The sequence below is a fragment of the Paractinoplanes toevensis genome (genome assembly GCF_018332695.1).
GTDB lineage: Bacteria > Actinomycetota > Actinomycetes > Mycobacteriales > Micromonosporaceae > Actinoplanes > Actinoplanes toevensis.
Window position 1 is genome coordinate 1 of sequence record NZ_BOQN01000154.1, and the last position, 15220, is coordinate 15220.

A 15220-nucleotide genomic window follows, 5' to 3' on the forward strand; every position below is an offset into this window, starting at 1 on the left:
CTCTCGGGTCAGTACACCTAGAGCAGGGCGACCACCCGGGTCCCGGCCGGGAAAAGGCGCCCGGTAAAAATCCCGAACATCATCTTGCCCTCGTAGACCGGGTCCAGCGCGATCCCGTGCCGGGCTTCGAAGTCCTCGACAAAAGCGGTGAGAGTCGCGTCCCGCTTCGCGAACCCGCCGAAGTGGAAGCGGTTGTCGATCGACCAGTTGGCGGTGAGCCTTCCCGCCTGCAGCCGGGCGACGTCACCCGCGAGGAAATCGCCCTTCAGGGCCGAGAAACCGACCGCCCGCTGGTGGGCTTTCAAGGCCGTGGCGACCCCGGCCAGGGTGGCGCCCGTTCCACTGGAGCAACAGAGGACGTCGAAGTCCCGGTCGATCTCGGGGACAATTTCCGAGCAACCCCGCAGGGCGTACGCATTGGCGCCGCCCTCCGGGATCAGAAAGAAATCGCCGTACGCCTCCCGCAGGCCCGTCTCCGCCTTCTCGCGATAGCTCGCCCGATCGAGGTAGGCGAGAGTCATGCCGAGAGCGGTGGCCCGCGCCAGCACCGGATTGAGCGGCAAGTGCTCCTCGCCCCGGACGATACCGACCGTCGCGAACCCGAAATGGTGCCCGGCCGCGGCGGTCGCCAGCAGGTGATTGGAAAAGGCACCGCCGAACGTCAACAGGGTCGTGTGGTTCTGCTCGCCCGCCGCCCGCAGGTTGTACTTGAGCTTCCGCCACTTGTTCCCCGGAAAATCCGGATGGATCAGGTCGTCCCGCTTGAGGAAAAGCTCGACGCCACCCAGCCGCTCATCATCCAGCCGCTCCAACGGCGACGGCAGCCGCAATTCCACTAGCTCACGCTAGTCGACCGGTCCGCGATCAGCTCCGAGACGGTGACGAACTCGAACCCGCGCGCCTTCAGCCCCGCGACCAGGTCGTGCAGCGCCCGCAACGCCACCAGCCGCCGCTTGTCGCCCACGTCATGGGCCAGAACGATCGACCCCGGCCGCACCGTCTCCACCAGGTCGCGGGCCTGCGCGGCCGGGTCGTCGGCGAACCGCCGCTCCCGCATCTGCCGATCCCAGAGCACCAGGTCATAGCCCAGCGAATCGGCCGCCAGCACGGTGGAACCACCGAGATGCCCGAACGGCGGCCGCATCAACACCGGCGTACGCCCGAGCTTTTCCTGAATGACCGTGTGCGTACGCCGCAGATCGTCCTGAATTCCCGGCAGGTCCATGGTGGCCAGATCCCGATGCGCCCACGAATGGTTACCCACCTCGTGCCGGCCCAGCCGATCCTGCACCAGATCAGCATGGTCGCGGACATTACGCCCGACCATGAAGAAGGTGGCCGGAATCCCGGCATCCTCGAGAACATCGAGAAACAGCGGCGTGTACCGCGGCGCCGGCCCGTCATCGAACGTCAACGCCACCAGCGGCCGAGTGGTCTCCACGAAATACCGAACATTGACCGACGACGACCCGACCGCCGCCTGATTGTCGGCGGCCGCGGCATACCCGCCGGAGAGCGGCGGATGATCCCAGCCACACCACCGCGGAATCTCCGAAACACCGACCGCGCCGAGCGCCGCCCCCGAAACCGCAAGCCCAGCCCCGCGAAACAACGCCCGCCGACTAACCCGCCCCGCACGATCCCCCATGATCGACCACAATCGTTGATCAGTACCCCGGCCAGCATCCCGCCCGGGACGGAGACCGACCGCCGCCCCTCGGCCGAAAGGCCGAACCGCTCCGGTCCCGCGCCCGCCCTACCACCGCACCCCGCGGGTCGGCCCGGCTTGCTCGGCGACCGGACCATGAGGGTCCCAGCCGGTGATGGAGGCCGACATGTCGAATCTCGCACCCGTGATCGCCGCGACCGCCGCATCAGTCGCGGCGGCCCTTACCGGAGTCAGCCTGTTCGTGACGGGACGACGGGAACACGCCCGCTGGGCGCGGGAGGCTCTCGTGGACGCGTTCACCGACTACATGAAGGCGAGCTTCACGTGCAGCCGATCGTGCCGGCAAGGGGCGACGTTGCGGTCTTCACAAGGGGATTCGCCCGAGGTCGAGAAAGCGCAGGCCCAAGCCCGAGAAGCACACGACGCGCAGATGGAAATTCTGACCCGGCTTCGGATCTTGGGCACTCGGTCGATCGTCCGGGCCGCTATCGCCCTGCACGAGGCCGGTCATGAAATGAGCGATCTCGTCTTCGAGAGCCCCGAGCCGCTGACTGAGGAAGACTGGACGCGGGCCGATTCCGCCCTGTGGCGGGCCCGAGATCGCTTCGTCGACACCGCCCGGTCGTCAATGAAGCTGGGCGGCTCGACCACCGCCGAAGACATGGGCCACCGCGGTGGCGGACTAGAGATCCTTTCGGGTCGCGGTCCCGCCAATTCCAGAAGCACGGGACCCCGGCCCACGCTTCCTTGAAACGGAGGGCGGGACGCTTCCGCGCGGAAGATCATCCCTTTCCGTACGCGCCGGCTCACTCCCGTGGCACGCGGTCCCGGCAGGTGCAACTCACCCTCCCCGCGCCCGCGGCGGGCGAGCCCGGCCCCAAGCCACCCGGCGGTCAGAAGAAACGACATACCGCCTATGTCCGATCCCGGCAGCTCGGCCACACGCGAGCTTGGACTTGTCGTGCGGACAGAGCGGCAAGTCCGCAAGATCTATGATGCCGAGCGCCGCGGCAGGGCATCGGCCGCGTTACCGCGGGCCGGATACTCACCGAATCCCTCCGGGCAGAGCGGCGGGCAGGGGGTACGCGGGCAAGGCGTGGGGCTGTGTGGTTGCGCGAGAGTCGCCGCGCGTGCCGGTGTTGCAGGCTGGTCGCGGTGTGGCGGCGGTCGGGGGTGGTTGCGGTTGTTGACGGTGTGCCCGTACCGGAGAAGGGTCTGATTCTCGCGACCCTGACCTCAAAGGTGCCTAGGCATCGCCGGAGTGAAGGACGGACGAGTCGGCCTGTACGCCGGATTCTGTCCTGGCGATAAATCGCCTGGGGCGGTCATCCATCTCGGCCCACCGTTGCCGGTGGGCTCTTGCGGCCTACCCGCAGGCTCGGGCGAGCAGCCCTCGAATGCCTGCGCCGGTCGCCTTGCGGCGGCCTTACTTGGCCTTGCTCCGGGTGGGGTTTACCGAGCCACCCCGGTCACCCGGGGTGCTGGTGAGCTCTTACCTCACCGTTTCACCCTTACCGGCCCGAAGGCCGGCGGTCTGTTCTCTGTGGCACTTTCCCGCGGGTCGCCCCGGGTTGCCGTTAACAACCACCCTGCTCTGCGGAGTCCGGACGTTCCTCGGTGACGCCACTGGGGCGCCGACGCGACCGCCCGGCCGACTCGTCCGTCGCCGCAATCCTACGGGCGGCGGTGGAGCGGCCTTCGGCGGGCACGTAGATTCGGGATCGTCATGGACTTCACGCATGTTCTTCTGCTGATCGTCGCGGGTGTCGCGGCGGGCGGGGTCAATGCGATCGCGGGTGGCGGGTCGCTGATCACCTTTCCGAGCCTGATCGCTACGGGGCTGCCCAGCGTCGATGCGAACGTCACCAACTCGGTCTCGGTCTTTCCGGGTTATGTGTCGAGTGTTGCCGGGAGCCGGGCTGATCTTGCGGGGCAGGGGCGGCGGCTGCGCGCGATTCTGCCGGCGAGCGTGGTCGGGGCGGTGCTGGGTTGTGCGTTGCTGCTGCTCACGCCGGCCCGGGCGTTCGAGCTCATCGTGCCGTTCCTGGTGTTGGGGGCGGCGGCGACGCTGGCCTTTCAGGAGCGGCTGCGCGGCCTCGTCGGGCATCCGCGGCAAATGTCCCATAAAAGATTGACGCTGCAGGTCGTGGTATTCGTGGGGGCGATCTACGGCGGTTACTTCGGTGCGGCTCTCGGTGTCATGTATGTGGCGGCGCTGGCGCTGATCCTGGATGAGCCGCTGAACCGGATCAACGCGCTGAAGAACGTGCTCTCCGCGACGGTGGGTCTGGTCACCGTCGTCGTCTTCGGGATCTTCGGACCGGTGCACTGGGGTGCGGTGCTCACGCTGGCGCCGGCGACCATCGTAGGCGGGTACGTGGGGGCGAGAGTCGCTCGCCGGCTGCCCGCGCGCGTCCTCAAGGCGATCATCGTGACGTTCGGCACGGTGATCGGGTTGGTGTTGCTATACAAGGCCGTCCGTTAGCGAGGTGTTGGCGCCGCAGAGCAGCACGACGACCCGCTCGTCCGGCCCGGGGAGATAGGCGCCCGACGTGATGGCCGCGTGCGCCGCCGCGGTGCCGTGCTCGACGGCCAGGCGGTAGTCGTCCCACAACCGCCGCCGGGCGTCGACGATCGCCTTGTCGTCCACCAGGATCGACGAGATGCCGGCGTCGGCGGCCAGTTCGTAGGCGATCCGGCCGGCCCGGCGGGCGCCCAGCGAGTCGGCGGCCACCCCGGAGACCGGCACGTCCACCGGGCCGCCGGCGCGCAGCGCCTCGTGCAGGGCGGCGGACGTGGTCGGCTCGACCGCGATCACCCGGGCCGAGGAGCGGACGGCGGCGATCATCCCGGCGATCAGGCCGCCACCGCCGACCGCCACCAGCACGGTGTCGAAGCCGTCCGGCAGCTGCTCGAGCAACTCCAGGCCGAGGGTGCCGTTGCCGGCGACCATGTCGGGGTCGTCGTAGGCGTGGCACAACAGCGCCCCGGTCTCCGCCGAACGCGCCACCGAGGCGGCGGCCGCCTCGGCGTACTCCCGGCCGACCTGGACCACCCGGGCGCCGTATTTGCGCAGCTTGGCGACCTTGACGGCGGGCGCGCTCTCCGGCACGTAGACCTCGGCGGGCACGCCCACCTCGCGTGCCGCGTATGCGGCGGCGAGACCGGCGTTGCCGCCGGACGCCGTCACGATGCCGGAATCCGGGAGCGGGCCGGCGGCGAGGATCTGGTTGAACATGCCGCGGGTCTTGAAGCTTCCGGCGTGCTGCGTCAGTTCCAGCTTGAACCAGAGTTGCCGGTCGGCCCGCATGACCGGGGTACGCCGTACCCGATCGCCGATTCGTTCCGCCGCCGCCGTTACCTCAACCTGAGAAATCATCAAACCGACTCTAGGCGATGCTCCAGGTCACTCGGCGGGACGTGACGGGTGAGCGTTCACCTACCAGCCTCACCAGGTCGAGCAGACGGTTGGAGAAACCCCACTCGTTGTCGAACCAGCCGCGCACCTTCACACCGCCGTCCGCGGTGGTCTGCGTGCCGGACGGGTCGAACAGGCAGGACGCCGGGTTGTTCTTGACGTCGACGGAGACGGTCGGGTCGGGGTCGTACGCCAGGATGCCGCGCAGCGGACCGCCGGCCGCCTCGGCCATCGCCCGGTTGACCTCCTCGACGCTGACCGGTCGGTCGGTCTGCCCGGCGAGCTCGGCGAGCGAGCCGATCGGGGTGGGCACGCAGTAGTAGCTGAAGCGCATCTCGCCGATCTCCGGCAGCGCCACCCGCACCAGGTCACCGACCACGTAGTTGTGCGGGATGATGCTCTCGCCGCCGGCCCGGCCGAGCCGCGGGTCGTCGCGGGAGGTGCCGATCACCGAGTCCTGCGCCCGCTGCCAGCCCTGGGTGGCCAGCACCACCGACGTGTTCACCGATCGCAGGCCGAATCGATCCAGCAGGACCTTGGCCATGATGGTCAGCGCGTTGACGCCGCACGATCCGGGGGAGACCACGTCGTGCAGGCTCGGGTCGTAGATGTGGTGGTTGGCGCCGTAGACCAGGAACGCGTCCGGGTCGTCGGCCGACGCACTGATCACCACCTTGCGCGCACCGCCGTGGGTGATGTGCGTCCGGGCCGTGGTGCCGGCCCGGAACCGGCCGGTGGCCTCGATGACGACGTCGACACCGGCGTCCGCCCACGGAATGCGTTCCGGCTGGGCGTGGTGGAAGGCGCGGATAGCTTGGTCATTGACGACCAGGTGATCGGTGCGCGCCGTGACGGTGCCGGGAAATGCGCCGCGAATACTGTCGCGACGCAGTCCGTATGCCATTTTCTCGATCGACGCAAGGTCGTTCACGGCCCCAATGGATATTCCGGATTCCCTCGCTCCCGCCACTATCCTGGTGACGCTTCGGCCGATCCGTCCTAAACCGTTGATGCCGATCGTGACTGTCATCGAAGGCTCCTACGCCGCTCGTGATCCCCGTTGCCGCGTGCCGTCGAACAGGCCTCGGTTGCCCCAGGTTCCACCCGCCGTCACGCCCTCGACACTATGAGTCGTGCAACTTGCACGTCAACGCGGAGCGCGTCACAGGGTTACCTTGATCCACATAAGAGCAGGTCGAACGGGTGAACGACCACTATCGGGCATTGCTGGCGCTTGATGGGACATCGCTGGAAACGGTGATTCTGGTCTTGGTCGATGGCCGCGTGTTCCGGATCAGTCGCGCGTTTTCCGGCCAGGCGTGCCATTTTTCTCCGAGAATTCCAAGCCGGACGGTGCTGATCGGTATTCCGCCGCCGACCAGCGCCGTGGTGGTAATCACCAAATCGTTTCAAGAACGGCGGGAACGATCGAGAACCGCGATACCGGCGAGCAGGGCCAGCAGGAATCCGGTGAACCAGAGCATCGCCGTGGTGGTCGCGACATAGCGGGTCGCGATGCCCAGGCCGAGCACCGGGCCGACCAGTCCGAGGTAGGCGATCAGGAACAGTCCGGCCAGGGTTTCGCCGCGCTCGTGGGCCGCGGCCGCCGCAGCGACCACCCCGACGCCCGACTTGAAGAGGATCCCGGCGCCCGCACCGGCGATCGCGCCGCCGACCAGGAACAGCCAGAGCGAGGTGACCTGGGTCGCGGCCGCGACGATCAGCAGCCCGGCGGCCTGGGCGAGCAGGCCGGTCAGGAAACGTTGCCGCGGGGTCAGCCGGCCGGACGCCGACTGGGTGGCGGCGCCCGCCGCGAACACCAGGAACGAGGTGGTGCCGGCCAGCAGGCGGCCCGGGTGGTGCAGCGAGCCGGCGACGAAGCCCGGCGCGAGCGAGGTGAACAGGCCGAACACGGCGAACGCGGTGAACGCCCCGGCCGCGGCCACCAGGTAGGCGATCCGGTCGCCGCCGGCCACCCGGATGCGTTGCGGCCGGTAGACCGGCCTTTCCGGCGGCGCGCTCACCGTCTCGGGCGCGGCCGCGACGGCGGCCACGCCGAGTGCCAGCAGGACCAGGAAGACGACGTACGGCGTACGCAGTGGAGCCGGCGCGAACTGGGCCAGTGCTCCCGCGACCAGGGTGCCGGCGCCCAGCCCACCCAGGTTGGCGGCGGCCGAGACGATCTCGAAGCGCGTGCGGGCGGCGGCGGGGCGGTGCGCGGTGTGCAGTTCGAGCAGGTATGCCGTGGCGGTCGCGGTGATCAGGCCGACCCCGAGGCCGGTCAGGAACCGGGCCAGGATCAGGCCGGGCAGGGCCGGCCAGGTGAGGAAGAGCACGGCCGCGACGATCTCCAGGCCGAGCGCGGGGAGCAGGATCCGGCGCCGGCCGGCCCAGTCCGAGACGTGCCCGGCGAGCAGCAGGCTGACGATGACACCGACCGCGTACACCGCGAAGACGATCGTCACGGTGAACGACGAGAAGCCGTCCTGCCGCTGGTAGAGGGGGTAGAGCGGGGCGGGCACGGTGGAGAACGCCAGCGAGACCACGAACACCGCCGCGATCAGCCAGAAGGCGACGCCGTGCCGGGCCGAGCCGGTCTGTTCCCTCTTCGGCCGAGGGCGGGTCAGGACTGTCATGAGCCCAGATTGCGCCGACACAAGCATCTCGTCCAACGATGATTACTGCTGACAAGCATCTGTGGATGAGATGATCGGCGACGTGGAACTACGGCACTTCGAGTACTTCGTGGCGGTGGCCGAGGAGCGCAGCTTCACCCGCGCCGCGGCCCGGCTGCACGTCGTCCAGTCCGGGGTCTCCTCGGTGATCAAAGCACTGGAGCGCGATCTCGGTGCGGACCTGCTCGAACGCAACTCCAAGCGGGTGACGCTGACCGACGCGGGGGAGGCGCTGCTGCCCCGGGCGCGGGCCGCGCTGGACGCCGCGCAGGCGGCCCGGGACGCGGTCGCCGAGGTGCACGGCGGGCTGCGCGGCACGCTGCGGATCGGCACCCTCACCTCGGTCGGGTTGATCGACGTGCCGACCCTGATCGGCTCCTTCCACCGCACCCACCCCGGGGTGAAACTGCAGCTCACCGTCTCGCCGCGGGGTTCGGTGGGCCTGCTCGACGCGCTCACCGACGGCTCGCTCGACCTGGCGCTGGTGTCGGTGCCGGGGCGGCCGCCGGCCGGCATCACCGTGCGGCAGGTGGCCTGGCGGCGACTCGACCTGGTGCTTCCGGAGGGCCACCGGCTCGCCGGGACCGACGAGGTGACCATCGCCGACCTGGCCGACGAGCCGTTCGTGGACTTTCCCGAGGGCTACGGCAACCGGGTGGTGGTGGACCGGGCGTTCGCGGCGGCCGGGGTGCAGCGGCGGGTCGGCATCGAGGTGATCGACATCGGGAGCGGGGCCAGCTTCGTACGCGAAGGGCTCGGTATCGCCGTTCTGCCGCCGTTCGCCGTACCGGATCGGCGGGGTTTGATCCTGAAAAGCGTGACCGGTGCGGACCTGGACTGGCCCCTCGGGGTGGCCGTGTCGGCGCTGCGGGCGCCGAGCGCGGCGGCGCGGGCTCTTCTCGCCCTGATCGGCGAAACGGCCGCATGATGCGGTTTAGTCCGTAATGCTCGGGGAGTGACGCAAGAGAACCAGCCGGTGGAGTCGGTGTCGCAGTTCCGGCGTTTCGCGATGGCGGTCTGCCTGATCGGGGTGCTCGTGCAGCTCGGGCTGACCGCGTACTACCTGGGCATGGGCCACAAAGCGCAGCCGCACCACCTGCCGGTCGGCCTGGTGTCGCCGGCCGCGAAGCGGACCGCGGTGATGACGCTGCTCACCCAGAACGAATACTTCAAGGTCACCGATTACGCCACCGCCGACGACCTGATCATCGCGATCAAGCGCCGCGACGTGTACGGCGGTGTCGACATCACCGCCAGCAAGCCGCACCTCTACGTGGCCGGGGCGGCCGGCACCGCGGCCGCGACCCTGCTGAAGTCGACCTACACCGGCGTCGTGCAGCAGCAGACCGCGGCCGCCCTGGACGAGGCGGCCGACGCGGGTGACACCATGACGGTCAGTGCGGCCAAGGACCTGAACACGCCACCCACCGTCACCGACGTGGTGCCGCTGCCCAGCGATGACGTCAACGGCGTCTCGCTCGGCTTCCTCACCCAGGCTCTCGCCCTCGGCGGCACGATCGCGTCGATCGGTCTCGGCCGGCTGATCCCGCGGACCCGCCGCTCCTGGCGGCGCGGCATCGCGCACGTCTCCATCCTGATCATCTACGCGGTGGCCTCGGCCGCCGTGATCCTCTGGTCGATGACCTGGTTCGGGGTGGGGGAGACCGCCGACCGGGGCGAGATGCTCGGCATCTTCTCGCTGATCTCGCTGGCCATCACCGCCTCCACGGCCGGCGCGGTCGCCCTGTTCGGGCCGGCCGGCGCCCTGATCGGCGCGATGTACTTCACGCTCGGCACGGTCATCTCCGGCGCCAGCATCCTGCCGGAGTTCCTGCCGTCCTTCGGCAAGCACCTCGGCGAGAACCTGCCGACCGGCGCCGGCGTGCAGGCGGTCCGCGACGATCTCTACTTCCCGGCCGCCCCGATCCACCAGCACCTGCTGGTCCTCGGCCTGTACGCGGGCATCGGCGCGCTGGTCGTGCTGATCACCAACATGCTGCCGAACCGGAAGAACCGGAAGTCCGAGGTCGAGCTGGAGTTCGTGGAGCGGATCGAGGGCAGCGAGCGCCGGGAGCCGGTGAACCTCTAAGGCCGGGGGCCCGGGCGACCGATCGTGGCGGGCATGTCCGCCGCCATCCGCACCAGCGTCACCGTCCCGCTGCGCTTTCCCGACGGTTTCGAGGCCGTCGCGAGGGTGACCACGTTCACCGGGCTCGCCGACGGCAAGGAGCACCTGGCGCTGGCGTTCGGGCCGGCGGCCGAGACCCCGCTGGTGCGGCTGCACTCCGAGTGCCTGACCGGGGACGTCTTCGGGTCGCAGCGGTGCGACTGCGGCCCGCAGCTGCGCGAGGCGGTCGAGCGGATCTCGGTCGCCGGTGGCTACCTGCTCTACCTGCGCCAGGAGGGCCGGGGGATCGGGCTGTACGCGAAGCTCGACGCGTACGCGTTGCAGGACACCGGGCTGGACACCTATGCGGCAAACCGGGCACTCGGACATCTCGACGACGAGCGGGACTATTCCGCGGCGGCGCAGATGCTGACCGTGCTCGGCGCCACGTCGATCGACCTCCTCACCAACAACCCCGATAAACCCGCCCAGATCGGGCGGCTTGGGATCTCGGTGCGGGAGGTGCTTCCGACCGGGGTGTACGCCTCCGCGGCCAACGTCCGATATCTGCAGGCCAAGGTCGAGCACACCGGGCACACGATCACGCTGCCGCTGGCCGGCTGACTTCCGGATTCCGGCTCAGATGTCCCCGGGCCCGCGCCGAACGGAACTGCGTGGGAATCGAGGGAGTGAACTCGCGAATCGCGGACATCCAGAGCCGGATCATCGCGCTGCAGACACAGAAGACGGCCACCACCACGACGCCGGGCCAGCAGGGCACGCCGACCGCCGGCGCCGGCGACGACTTCGCCAGCTACCTGCAACAGGCGGTTCAGCAGGCGCCGACGTCCGGGCGCACCTATTCGCTCAATGCCAAGGGCATTCCGACCGAACTGACCGCGTACGGCAACGGGAAGATCCCGTCCAACGCGCTGCAGCAGGTCGGCGAGACCCGGCACAAGCTGTGGGCACCGGCCGCCGAGAAGCTGACCCAGATGATCGCGGACGCCAAGAAGGACGGCGTGACCATCGGCATCACCGACTCGTACCGCCCGTACGCCGAGCAGGTCGACCTGGCCAAGCGGAAAGGTCTCTACTCCCAGGGCGGGCTGGCGGCCAAGCCCGGCACCAGCGAACACGGCTGGGGCATGGCCACCGACCTCGACCTGAACAGCAAGGCACTGGCCTGGGTGCGGCAGAACGCCGACAAGTACGGCTTCTACAACACGGCGTCGCGGGAGAGCTGGCACTGGGGCTTCAAGCCGGAGAAGGTCCCCGGCCTGGTCACTTCGTAGCCCTCTACTTGGTGGCTACCAACTCTCCGTGCAGCAGGGACAGCCAGCCGTCCTGGTCGGCGGACCACGCGCGCCAGCCATCCGAGATCCGCTGCAGGTCGTCCTGGGTCGCGGCACCGGTGCGCAGCGCGGTCGCCGCCATGTCCGACTTCAGCACCCGGTCGGCCCACATGCCGCCCCACCAGTCCCGGTCCTCCTGGTTGGCGAAGCACCACGTGCTCGACGTCGCGGTGATGTCGGTGAATCCGGCCGCGCGACCCCAGGCCAGCAGCCGGCGACCCGCGTCGGGTTCGCCGCCGTTGCCGCGGGCCACCCGCTGGTAGAGATCGAGCCACTCACTCAGCTCGGGCAGCTCCGGAAACCAGGTGAACGCCGCGTAGTCGCTGTCGCGCACCGCCACCACGCCGCCCGGCTTGACGACCCGGCGCATCTCGCGCAGCGCGGCCACCGGATCGGTCACGTGCTGCACCACCTGATGGGCGTGCACCACGTCGAACGTGTCGTCGGCGAAGTCGAGGGCGTGCACGTCGCCCACCGCGAAGTCGACGTTGGTCAGGCCGCGCCGGTCGATCTCGGCGCGGGCCAGGTCGAGCGCGGCCGCGGTGACCTCCAGGGCGGTGACCCGGCCCGGTGTGACGATCCTCGCCAGGTCGGCCGTGATGGTGCCGGGACCGCAACCGACGTCGAGCACCGAAACTCCGGAATTCAGCCGCGGCAACAGGTAGCCCGCCGAATTCTCTGCGGTGCGCCAGCGGTGTGAGCGCAAGACCGACTCGTGATGTCCGTGCGTGTAGGTCGCCATGCCTTCGAAGCTAGCCCCGTCGTCTTGCTATTTGGAACAAAAATCCCATCATTCGGTACGCGGTGGATTATGCGATTTCTCCGCGGGCACGTCAGGCCGTACTTTTGTCGGCATGAGGATCGGCATCGTCGGCGCGACGGGACAGGTCGGTGGCGTCATGCGCCGCATCCTGGCCGAGCGCGAATTTCCCGTAGACCAGCTTCGGCTCTTCGCTTCCGCCCGCAGCGCCGGCCGCACCCTTGGATGGGGTGACGGCGAGGTGACCGTCGAGGACGCGTCCACCGCGGATTACACCGGGCTCGACATCGTGCTCTTCTCGGCCGGCAAGGGCAGCTCCAAGGAGCTCGCGCCGCGCGTCGCCGAGGCCGGTGCCGTGGTCATCGACAACTCCTCCGCCTGGCGGATGGACCCGCAGGTGCCACTCGTCGTCTCCGAGGTCAACCCCCTGGCGGCGCGCAACCGGCCACTCGGCATCATCGCCAACCCGAACTGCACCACCATGGCCGCGATGCCGGTGCTGCGCCCGCTGCACGACGAGGCCGGCCTGACCGCGCTCGTCGCCACCACCTACCAGGCCGTCTCCGGCGCCGGGCTGGCCGGCGTGAGCGAGCTCGACGAGCAGATCAAGAAGGTCGCCGACCGGGCCACCGAGCTCACCCACAACGGTGCGGCCGTCGAGTTCCCGGCACCCCGCTCGTTCAGCAAGACCATCGCCTTCAACGTGCTGCCGCTGGCCGGCTCGATCGTCGACGACGGCCGCGACGAGACCGACGAGGAGCAGAAGCTCCGCAACGAGAGCCGCAAGATTCTCGACCTCCCCGGTCTGCTCGTCTCCGGCACCTGCGTGCGGGTCCCGGTGTTCACCGGCCACTCGCTGCAGCTCAATGCCCGGTTCGCCCGGCCGATCAGCCCCGCGCGCGCCCGCGAGCTGCTCGCGACCGCGCCCGGTGTGGAGCTGTCCGACGTGCCGACCCCGCTCGAGGCGGCCGGTCGCGACCCGTCCTACGTCGGCCGGATCCGTGCCGACGAGACGGTGGAGAACGGGCTCGCGCTCTTCGTCTCCAACGACAACCTGCGCAAGGGAGCGGCGCTCAACGCCGTACAGGTAGCCGAGCTGGTGGCCGCCGAACTGCGCTGAATCTTTCGGATGAACCGCCCCGGTCGTGCCTCGGCCGGGGCGGTTTTTGCTGCCCCAAACGTGAAGTCCAAAGTGGAAATCTAGGACTTTTTGCCCGAATCGGTGGCGGATGGTCGGTTTGAGGTGCACAGTGATTGCATGAACGACAGTGGGCCCGGCGGAGGCGGCTACTTCTGGTGCCTTCGCGACAGCCGTGTCGAGACTGGCGATGACGTGTGTCCCGCTCAGTACCGGCTCGGCCCCTACGCCACGGCTGACGAAGCGACGCGGGCACTCGAAACCGTCGAGAAGCGCAATGCCGAGTGGGATGCCGAGGATGCCCGCTGGACCGGGGAGGAAAGCTAACACCGGCTTAGCGACCCCCTGTGTCCAAGCCGGAATTCGTAGTCTCCAGGCGGAGACGAGCCCGCAGTCATTCGCAAGGAGGAACACCCAGATGGCCGCTGCCAAAAAGGCTTCGACCAGAGCGTCAGCTTCCGGCAAGCCCACGCGCGCCGGCGTCTCCGGGACAAAGGTCGCGGCCGCGACCTCCCGGACCGCCAAGACGACGACGGTACGCACGACGACCACGACCCGCCCCGCGGTGCCCAAGCCCAGCACCCCGAACCGCGCCACGGCGACGAAGCCGGCTCCGGCCAAGCCCGCCGCAGTTCGCTCCGCGACGACGAAGCCGGCGCCCACCAAGCCCGCCGCGGCCCGTTCCGCGCCGACGAAGCCGGCCGGCACCCGATCCGCAGCGAAGACCTCCGCGACCGCGAAATCCGCTGCTCCGGCCCGGTCCGAAATTTCACGAAAAAACGGTATGGCAATGGCCGTGAAGGCCGGCCTCGCCGGCAAGACCACCGGCCGCACGGTCACCGGACAGACCGCTGCCGGCCGCGCCGCGGCCGGGCCGGCCACCGCCGGTCGGGCGACTGCCGGGCGTGCGATTGCCGGGCGTGCGGTTGCCGGTCAGATCACTGCCGGGCGTGCGGTAGCCGGGCGTGCGGTTGCCCGTCAGACCACTGCCGGTCGGGCGGCTGCCGGGCGTGCGGTTGCCGGTCAGATCACCGCCGGTCAGACCACTGCCGGTCGGGCGGCCACCGGGCGTGCGGTTGCGGGCCAGGCTACGGCCGGTCGAGTGACTGCCGGTCAGGCTACGGCCGGGCGGACGGCTGCCGGCAAGGCGACCGTCTCGCGGGCCGGGGCGGCCAAGCCGGCCCCGAAGCCGGTGCGTCCCGCCAAACCCACCACCCCCAAGCCGGCCACCTCTAAGCCGGCCGCGACCGCCACGTCCCGGACCGGTGCGGCGCCGACCCGCGGTGCCGGGATGAAGGTTGGCTCGGCCCGGACGGCGGGCGTCAAGACGGCTGCCGCCGGGCGGTCCGTCGCCGGCAAGAGCCGGCCGGTCACACCGCGGCGCACCGCGGCCGCACTCAGCCCGATGCCGGGGATGACCACGGCGACGATTCCGCCGGAGCCCACCCCGGCCGCAGACATGGATGACGACATGCCGTTGGCACCCGAACCCGTGATGTCCGAGCCGACCGAGTCCGGCATCGCGCCGGCCAAGAAGTCGGCGCCCCGACGCAGCCGGCAGACCGACATGCCGGCCGTCATCGGCTCGATCTCCGGCATGCCGGTGATCACGCCGGACCCGGCCAAGCAGACGGCCGCCAAGTCCGCGGCGAAGACCGCCAGGTCCGCAGTGAAGACCGCCGCCAAGTCGGCCGCCCAGGCCACCACGGCCACCCGCCAGGCCGCCACCGCGGCGAAGAGCACCGGGCCGCGCACGGCGGCCGCCCGGAAGACCGCCGCCAAGGCCGCCACGGCCACGAAGGCAGCCGCCTCTCGGACGGCTGCAGCGGGCCGCTCCACGACGGCGGTCGCGAAGGCCACCGCGACCAAGAGCACGGCCGCGAAGAAGACCGCCGCGACGAAGACCACCGCTACCAAGGCCGCGGCGGCCCGGGCCGGTGCGGCGAAGGCCACCGGCACCAGGGCTATCGGCACGAAAGCGGCCGCGACGAAGGCGACGGCGGCCCGCGCCAACGGCACGAAGCCGACCGCCGCTGCCAAGGCCATCGGAACGGCTGCCGCGACGAAGGCCACCGCGGCGAAGAGCGCGACGAAGGCC

At 69.8% G+C, this 15220-nt stretch carries 14 protein-coding genes, 1 other RNA gene and 1 pseudogene; 8 read left to right on the forward strand and 8 right to left on the reverse strand.

Translation table 11 applies throughout. The features are described from left to right. Positions 1 to 17 precede the first annotated feature (17 nt). Entirely contained in the window at positions 18 to 836 is an 819-nt protein-coding gene (locus Ato02nite_RS47090) for a 1-aminocyclopropane-1-carboxylate deaminase/D-cysteine desulfhydrase (protein WP_213013262.1), read from the reverse strand. Beyond that, a complete protein-coding gene (locus tag Ato02nite_RS47095) occupies positions 836 to 1441 on the reverse strand; it encodes a polysaccharide deacetylase family protein (RefSeq protein WP_246608172.1) in 606 nt (201 codons plus the stop codon). The genes Ato02nite_RS47090 and Ato02nite_RS47095 overlap by 1 nt, the downstream gene beginning before the upstream one ends. A 379-nt stretch (positions 1442 to 1820) precedes the next feature. Here Ato02nite_RS47095 and Ato02nite_RS47100 point away from each other — a divergent pair, with 379 nt between their 5' ends. Further along, positions 1821 to 2420 (forward strand): hypothetical protein, encoded by a 600-nt coding sequence (locus Ato02nite_RS47100; RefSeq protein WP_213013264.1) that lies wholly within the window; start codon positions 1821 to 1823, stop codon positions 2418 to 2420. Between the two features lie 518 nt (positions 2421 to 2938). Here Ato02nite_RS47100 and rnpB read toward each other — a convergent pair. Beyond that, an RNA gene (gene rnpB / locus Ato02nite_RS47105) (RNase P RNA component class A) lies at positions 2939 to 3328 on the reverse strand. A 67-nt stretch (positions 3329 to 3395) separates the two neighbouring features. Between rnpB and Ato02nite_RS47110 the strand changes: the two genes are divergently transcribed. Next, a complete protein-coding gene (locus Ato02nite_RS47110; protein ID WP_213013265.1) occupies positions 3396 to 4154 on the forward strand; it encodes a sulfite exporter TauE/SafE family protein in 759 nt (252 codons plus the stop codon). Here Ato02nite_RS47110 and Ato02nite_RS47115 read toward each other — a convergent pair. From Ato02nite_RS47115 to Ato02nite_RS47125, 3 genes are all read right to left on the reverse strand, one after another. Then, a complete protein-coding gene (locus Ato02nite_RS47115; RefSeq protein ID WP_213013266.1) occupies positions 4134 to 5048 on the reverse strand; it encodes a threonine/serine dehydratase in 915 nt (304 codons plus the stop codon). The genes Ato02nite_RS47110 and Ato02nite_RS47115 overlap by 21 nt on opposite strands. Before the next feature lie 10 nt (positions 5049 to 5058). Then, positions 5059 to 6117: a type I glyceraldehyde-3-phosphate dehydrogenase gene (locus tag Ato02nite_RS47120; RefSeq protein WP_213013267.1), complete on the reverse strand. Its 1059-nt coding sequence runs from the start codon at positions 6115 to 6117 to the stop codon at positions 5059 to 5061. A gap of 379 nt (positions 6118 to 6496) precedes the next feature. Next, entirely contained in the window at positions 6497 to 7723 is a 1227-nt protein-coding gene (locus Ato02nite_RS47125; RefSeq protein WP_213013268.1) for an MFS transporter, read from the reverse strand. 70 nt (positions 7724 to 7793) lie between these two features. On the opposite strand from Ato02nite_RS47125, the gene Ato02nite_RS47130 reads away from it, so the two are divergent. The 4 genes from Ato02nite_RS47130 to Ato02nite_RS47145 all read left to right on the forward strand — a co-directional run bounded on the left by Ato02nite_RS47130 (position 7794) and on the right by Ato02nite_RS47145 (position 11164). Beyond that, complete coding sequence (locus tag Ato02nite_RS47130) at positions 7794 to 8690, forward strand: LysR family transcriptional regulator (RefSeq protein ID WP_246608174.1); 897 nt, start codon at positions 7794 to 7796, stop codon at positions 8688 to 8690. A 27-nt stretch (positions 8691 to 8717) separates the two neighbouring features. Further along, positions 8718 to 9851, forward strand: a complete 1134-nt coding sequence (locus tag Ato02nite_RS47135; protein WP_213013269.1) for an ABC transporter permease — start codon at positions 8718 to 8720, stop codon at positions 9849 to 9851. Between the two features lie 33 nt (positions 9852 to 9884). Then, positions 9885 to 10493 carry a GTP cyclohydrolase II gene (locus tag Ato02nite_RS47140; protein ID WP_213013270.1) on the forward strand — a complete coding sequence of 203 codons (609 nt, stop codon included), beginning with the start codon at positions 9885 to 9887 and terminating at the stop codon, positions 10491 to 10493. A 65-nt stretch (positions 10494 to 10558) separates the two neighbouring features. Continuing rightward, entirely contained in the window at positions 10559 to 11164 is a 606-nt protein-coding gene (locus Ato02nite_RS47145; protein ID WP_246608173.1) for a M15 family metallopeptidase, read from the forward strand. A gap of 4 nt (positions 11165 to 11168) precedes the next feature. Here the strand turns inward: Ato02nite_RS47145 and Ato02nite_RS47150 are convergent, their stop codons facing one another. Beyond that, the gene (locus Ato02nite_RS47150) at positions 11169 to 11966 is read right to left on the reverse strand and encodes a class I SAM-dependent methyltransferase (RefSeq protein ID WP_213013272.1); all 798 of its coding nucleotides are present in this window, start codon (positions 11964 to 11966) and stop codon (positions 11169 to 11171) included. A gap of 112 nt (positions 11967 to 12078) precedes the next feature. On the opposite strand from Ato02nite_RS47150, the gene Ato02nite_RS47155 reads away from it, so the two are divergent. Together Ato02nite_RS47155 and Ato02nite_RS47160 are read left to right on the forward strand one after the other, a co-directional pair. After that, positions 12079 to 13104 (forward strand): aspartate-semialdehyde dehydrogenase, encoded by a 1026-nt coding sequence (locus Ato02nite_RS47155; RefSeq protein ID WP_213013273.1) that lies wholly within the window; start codon positions 12079 to 12081, stop codon positions 13102 to 13104. A gap of 138 nt (positions 13105 to 13242) precedes the next feature. After that, complete coding sequence (locus tag Ato02nite_RS47160) at positions 13243 to 13449, forward strand: hypothetical protein (RefSeq protein WP_213013274.1); 207 nt, start codon at positions 13243 to 13245, stop codon at positions 13447 to 13449. Positions 13450 to 14235: 786 nt separating this feature from the next. Here the strand turns inward: Ato02nite_RS47160 and Ato02nite_RS47165 are convergent. Continuing rightward, positions 14236 to 15220 (reverse strand): annotated as a pseudogene (locus Ato02nite_RS47165) (hypothetical protein); the annotation flags it as partial.

What these genes read in the sequence shown, in the direction of transcription:
- Ato02nite_RS47110 (WP_213013265.1), top strand. Translation starts at nt 3,396, where the DNA reads ATGGACTTCACGCATGTTCTTCTGCTGATCGTCGCGGGTGTCGCGGCG.
- Ato02nite_RS47115 (WP_213013266.1), bottom strand. Translation starts at nt 5,048, where the DNA reads ATGATTTCTCAGGTTGAGGTAACGGCGGCGGCGGAACGAATCGGCGAT.
- Ato02nite_RS47120 (WP_213013267.1), bottom strand. Translation starts at nt 6,117, where the DNA reads ATGACAGTCACGATCGGCATCAACGGTTTAGGACGGATCGGCCGAAGC.
- Ato02nite_RS47125 (WP_213013268.1), bottom strand. Translation starts at nt 7,723, where the DNA reads ATGACAGTCCTGACCCGCCCTCGGCCGAAGAGGGAACAGACCGGCTCG.
- Ato02nite_RS47130 (WP_246608174.1), top strand. Translation starts at nt 7,794, where the DNA reads ATGATCGGCGACGTGGAACTACGGCACTTCGAGTACTTCGTGGCGGTG.
- Ato02nite_RS47140 (WP_213013270.1), top strand. Translation starts at nt 9,885, where the DNA reads ATGTCCGCCGCCATCCGCACCAGCGTCACCGTCCCGCTGCGCTTTCCC.
- Ato02nite_RS47150 (WP_213013272.1), bottom strand. Translation starts at nt 11,966, where the DNA reads ATGGCGACCTACACGCACGGACATCACGAGTCGGTCTTGCGCTCACAC.
- Ato02nite_RS47155 (WP_213013273.1), top strand. Translation starts at nt 12,079, where the DNA reads ATGAGGATCGGCATCGTCGGCGCGACGGGACAGGTCGGTGGCGTCATG.
- Ato02nite_RS47160 (WP_213013274.1), top strand. Translation starts at nt 13,243, where the DNA reads ATGAACGACAGTGGGCCCGGCGGAGGCGGCTACTTCTGGTGCCTTCGC.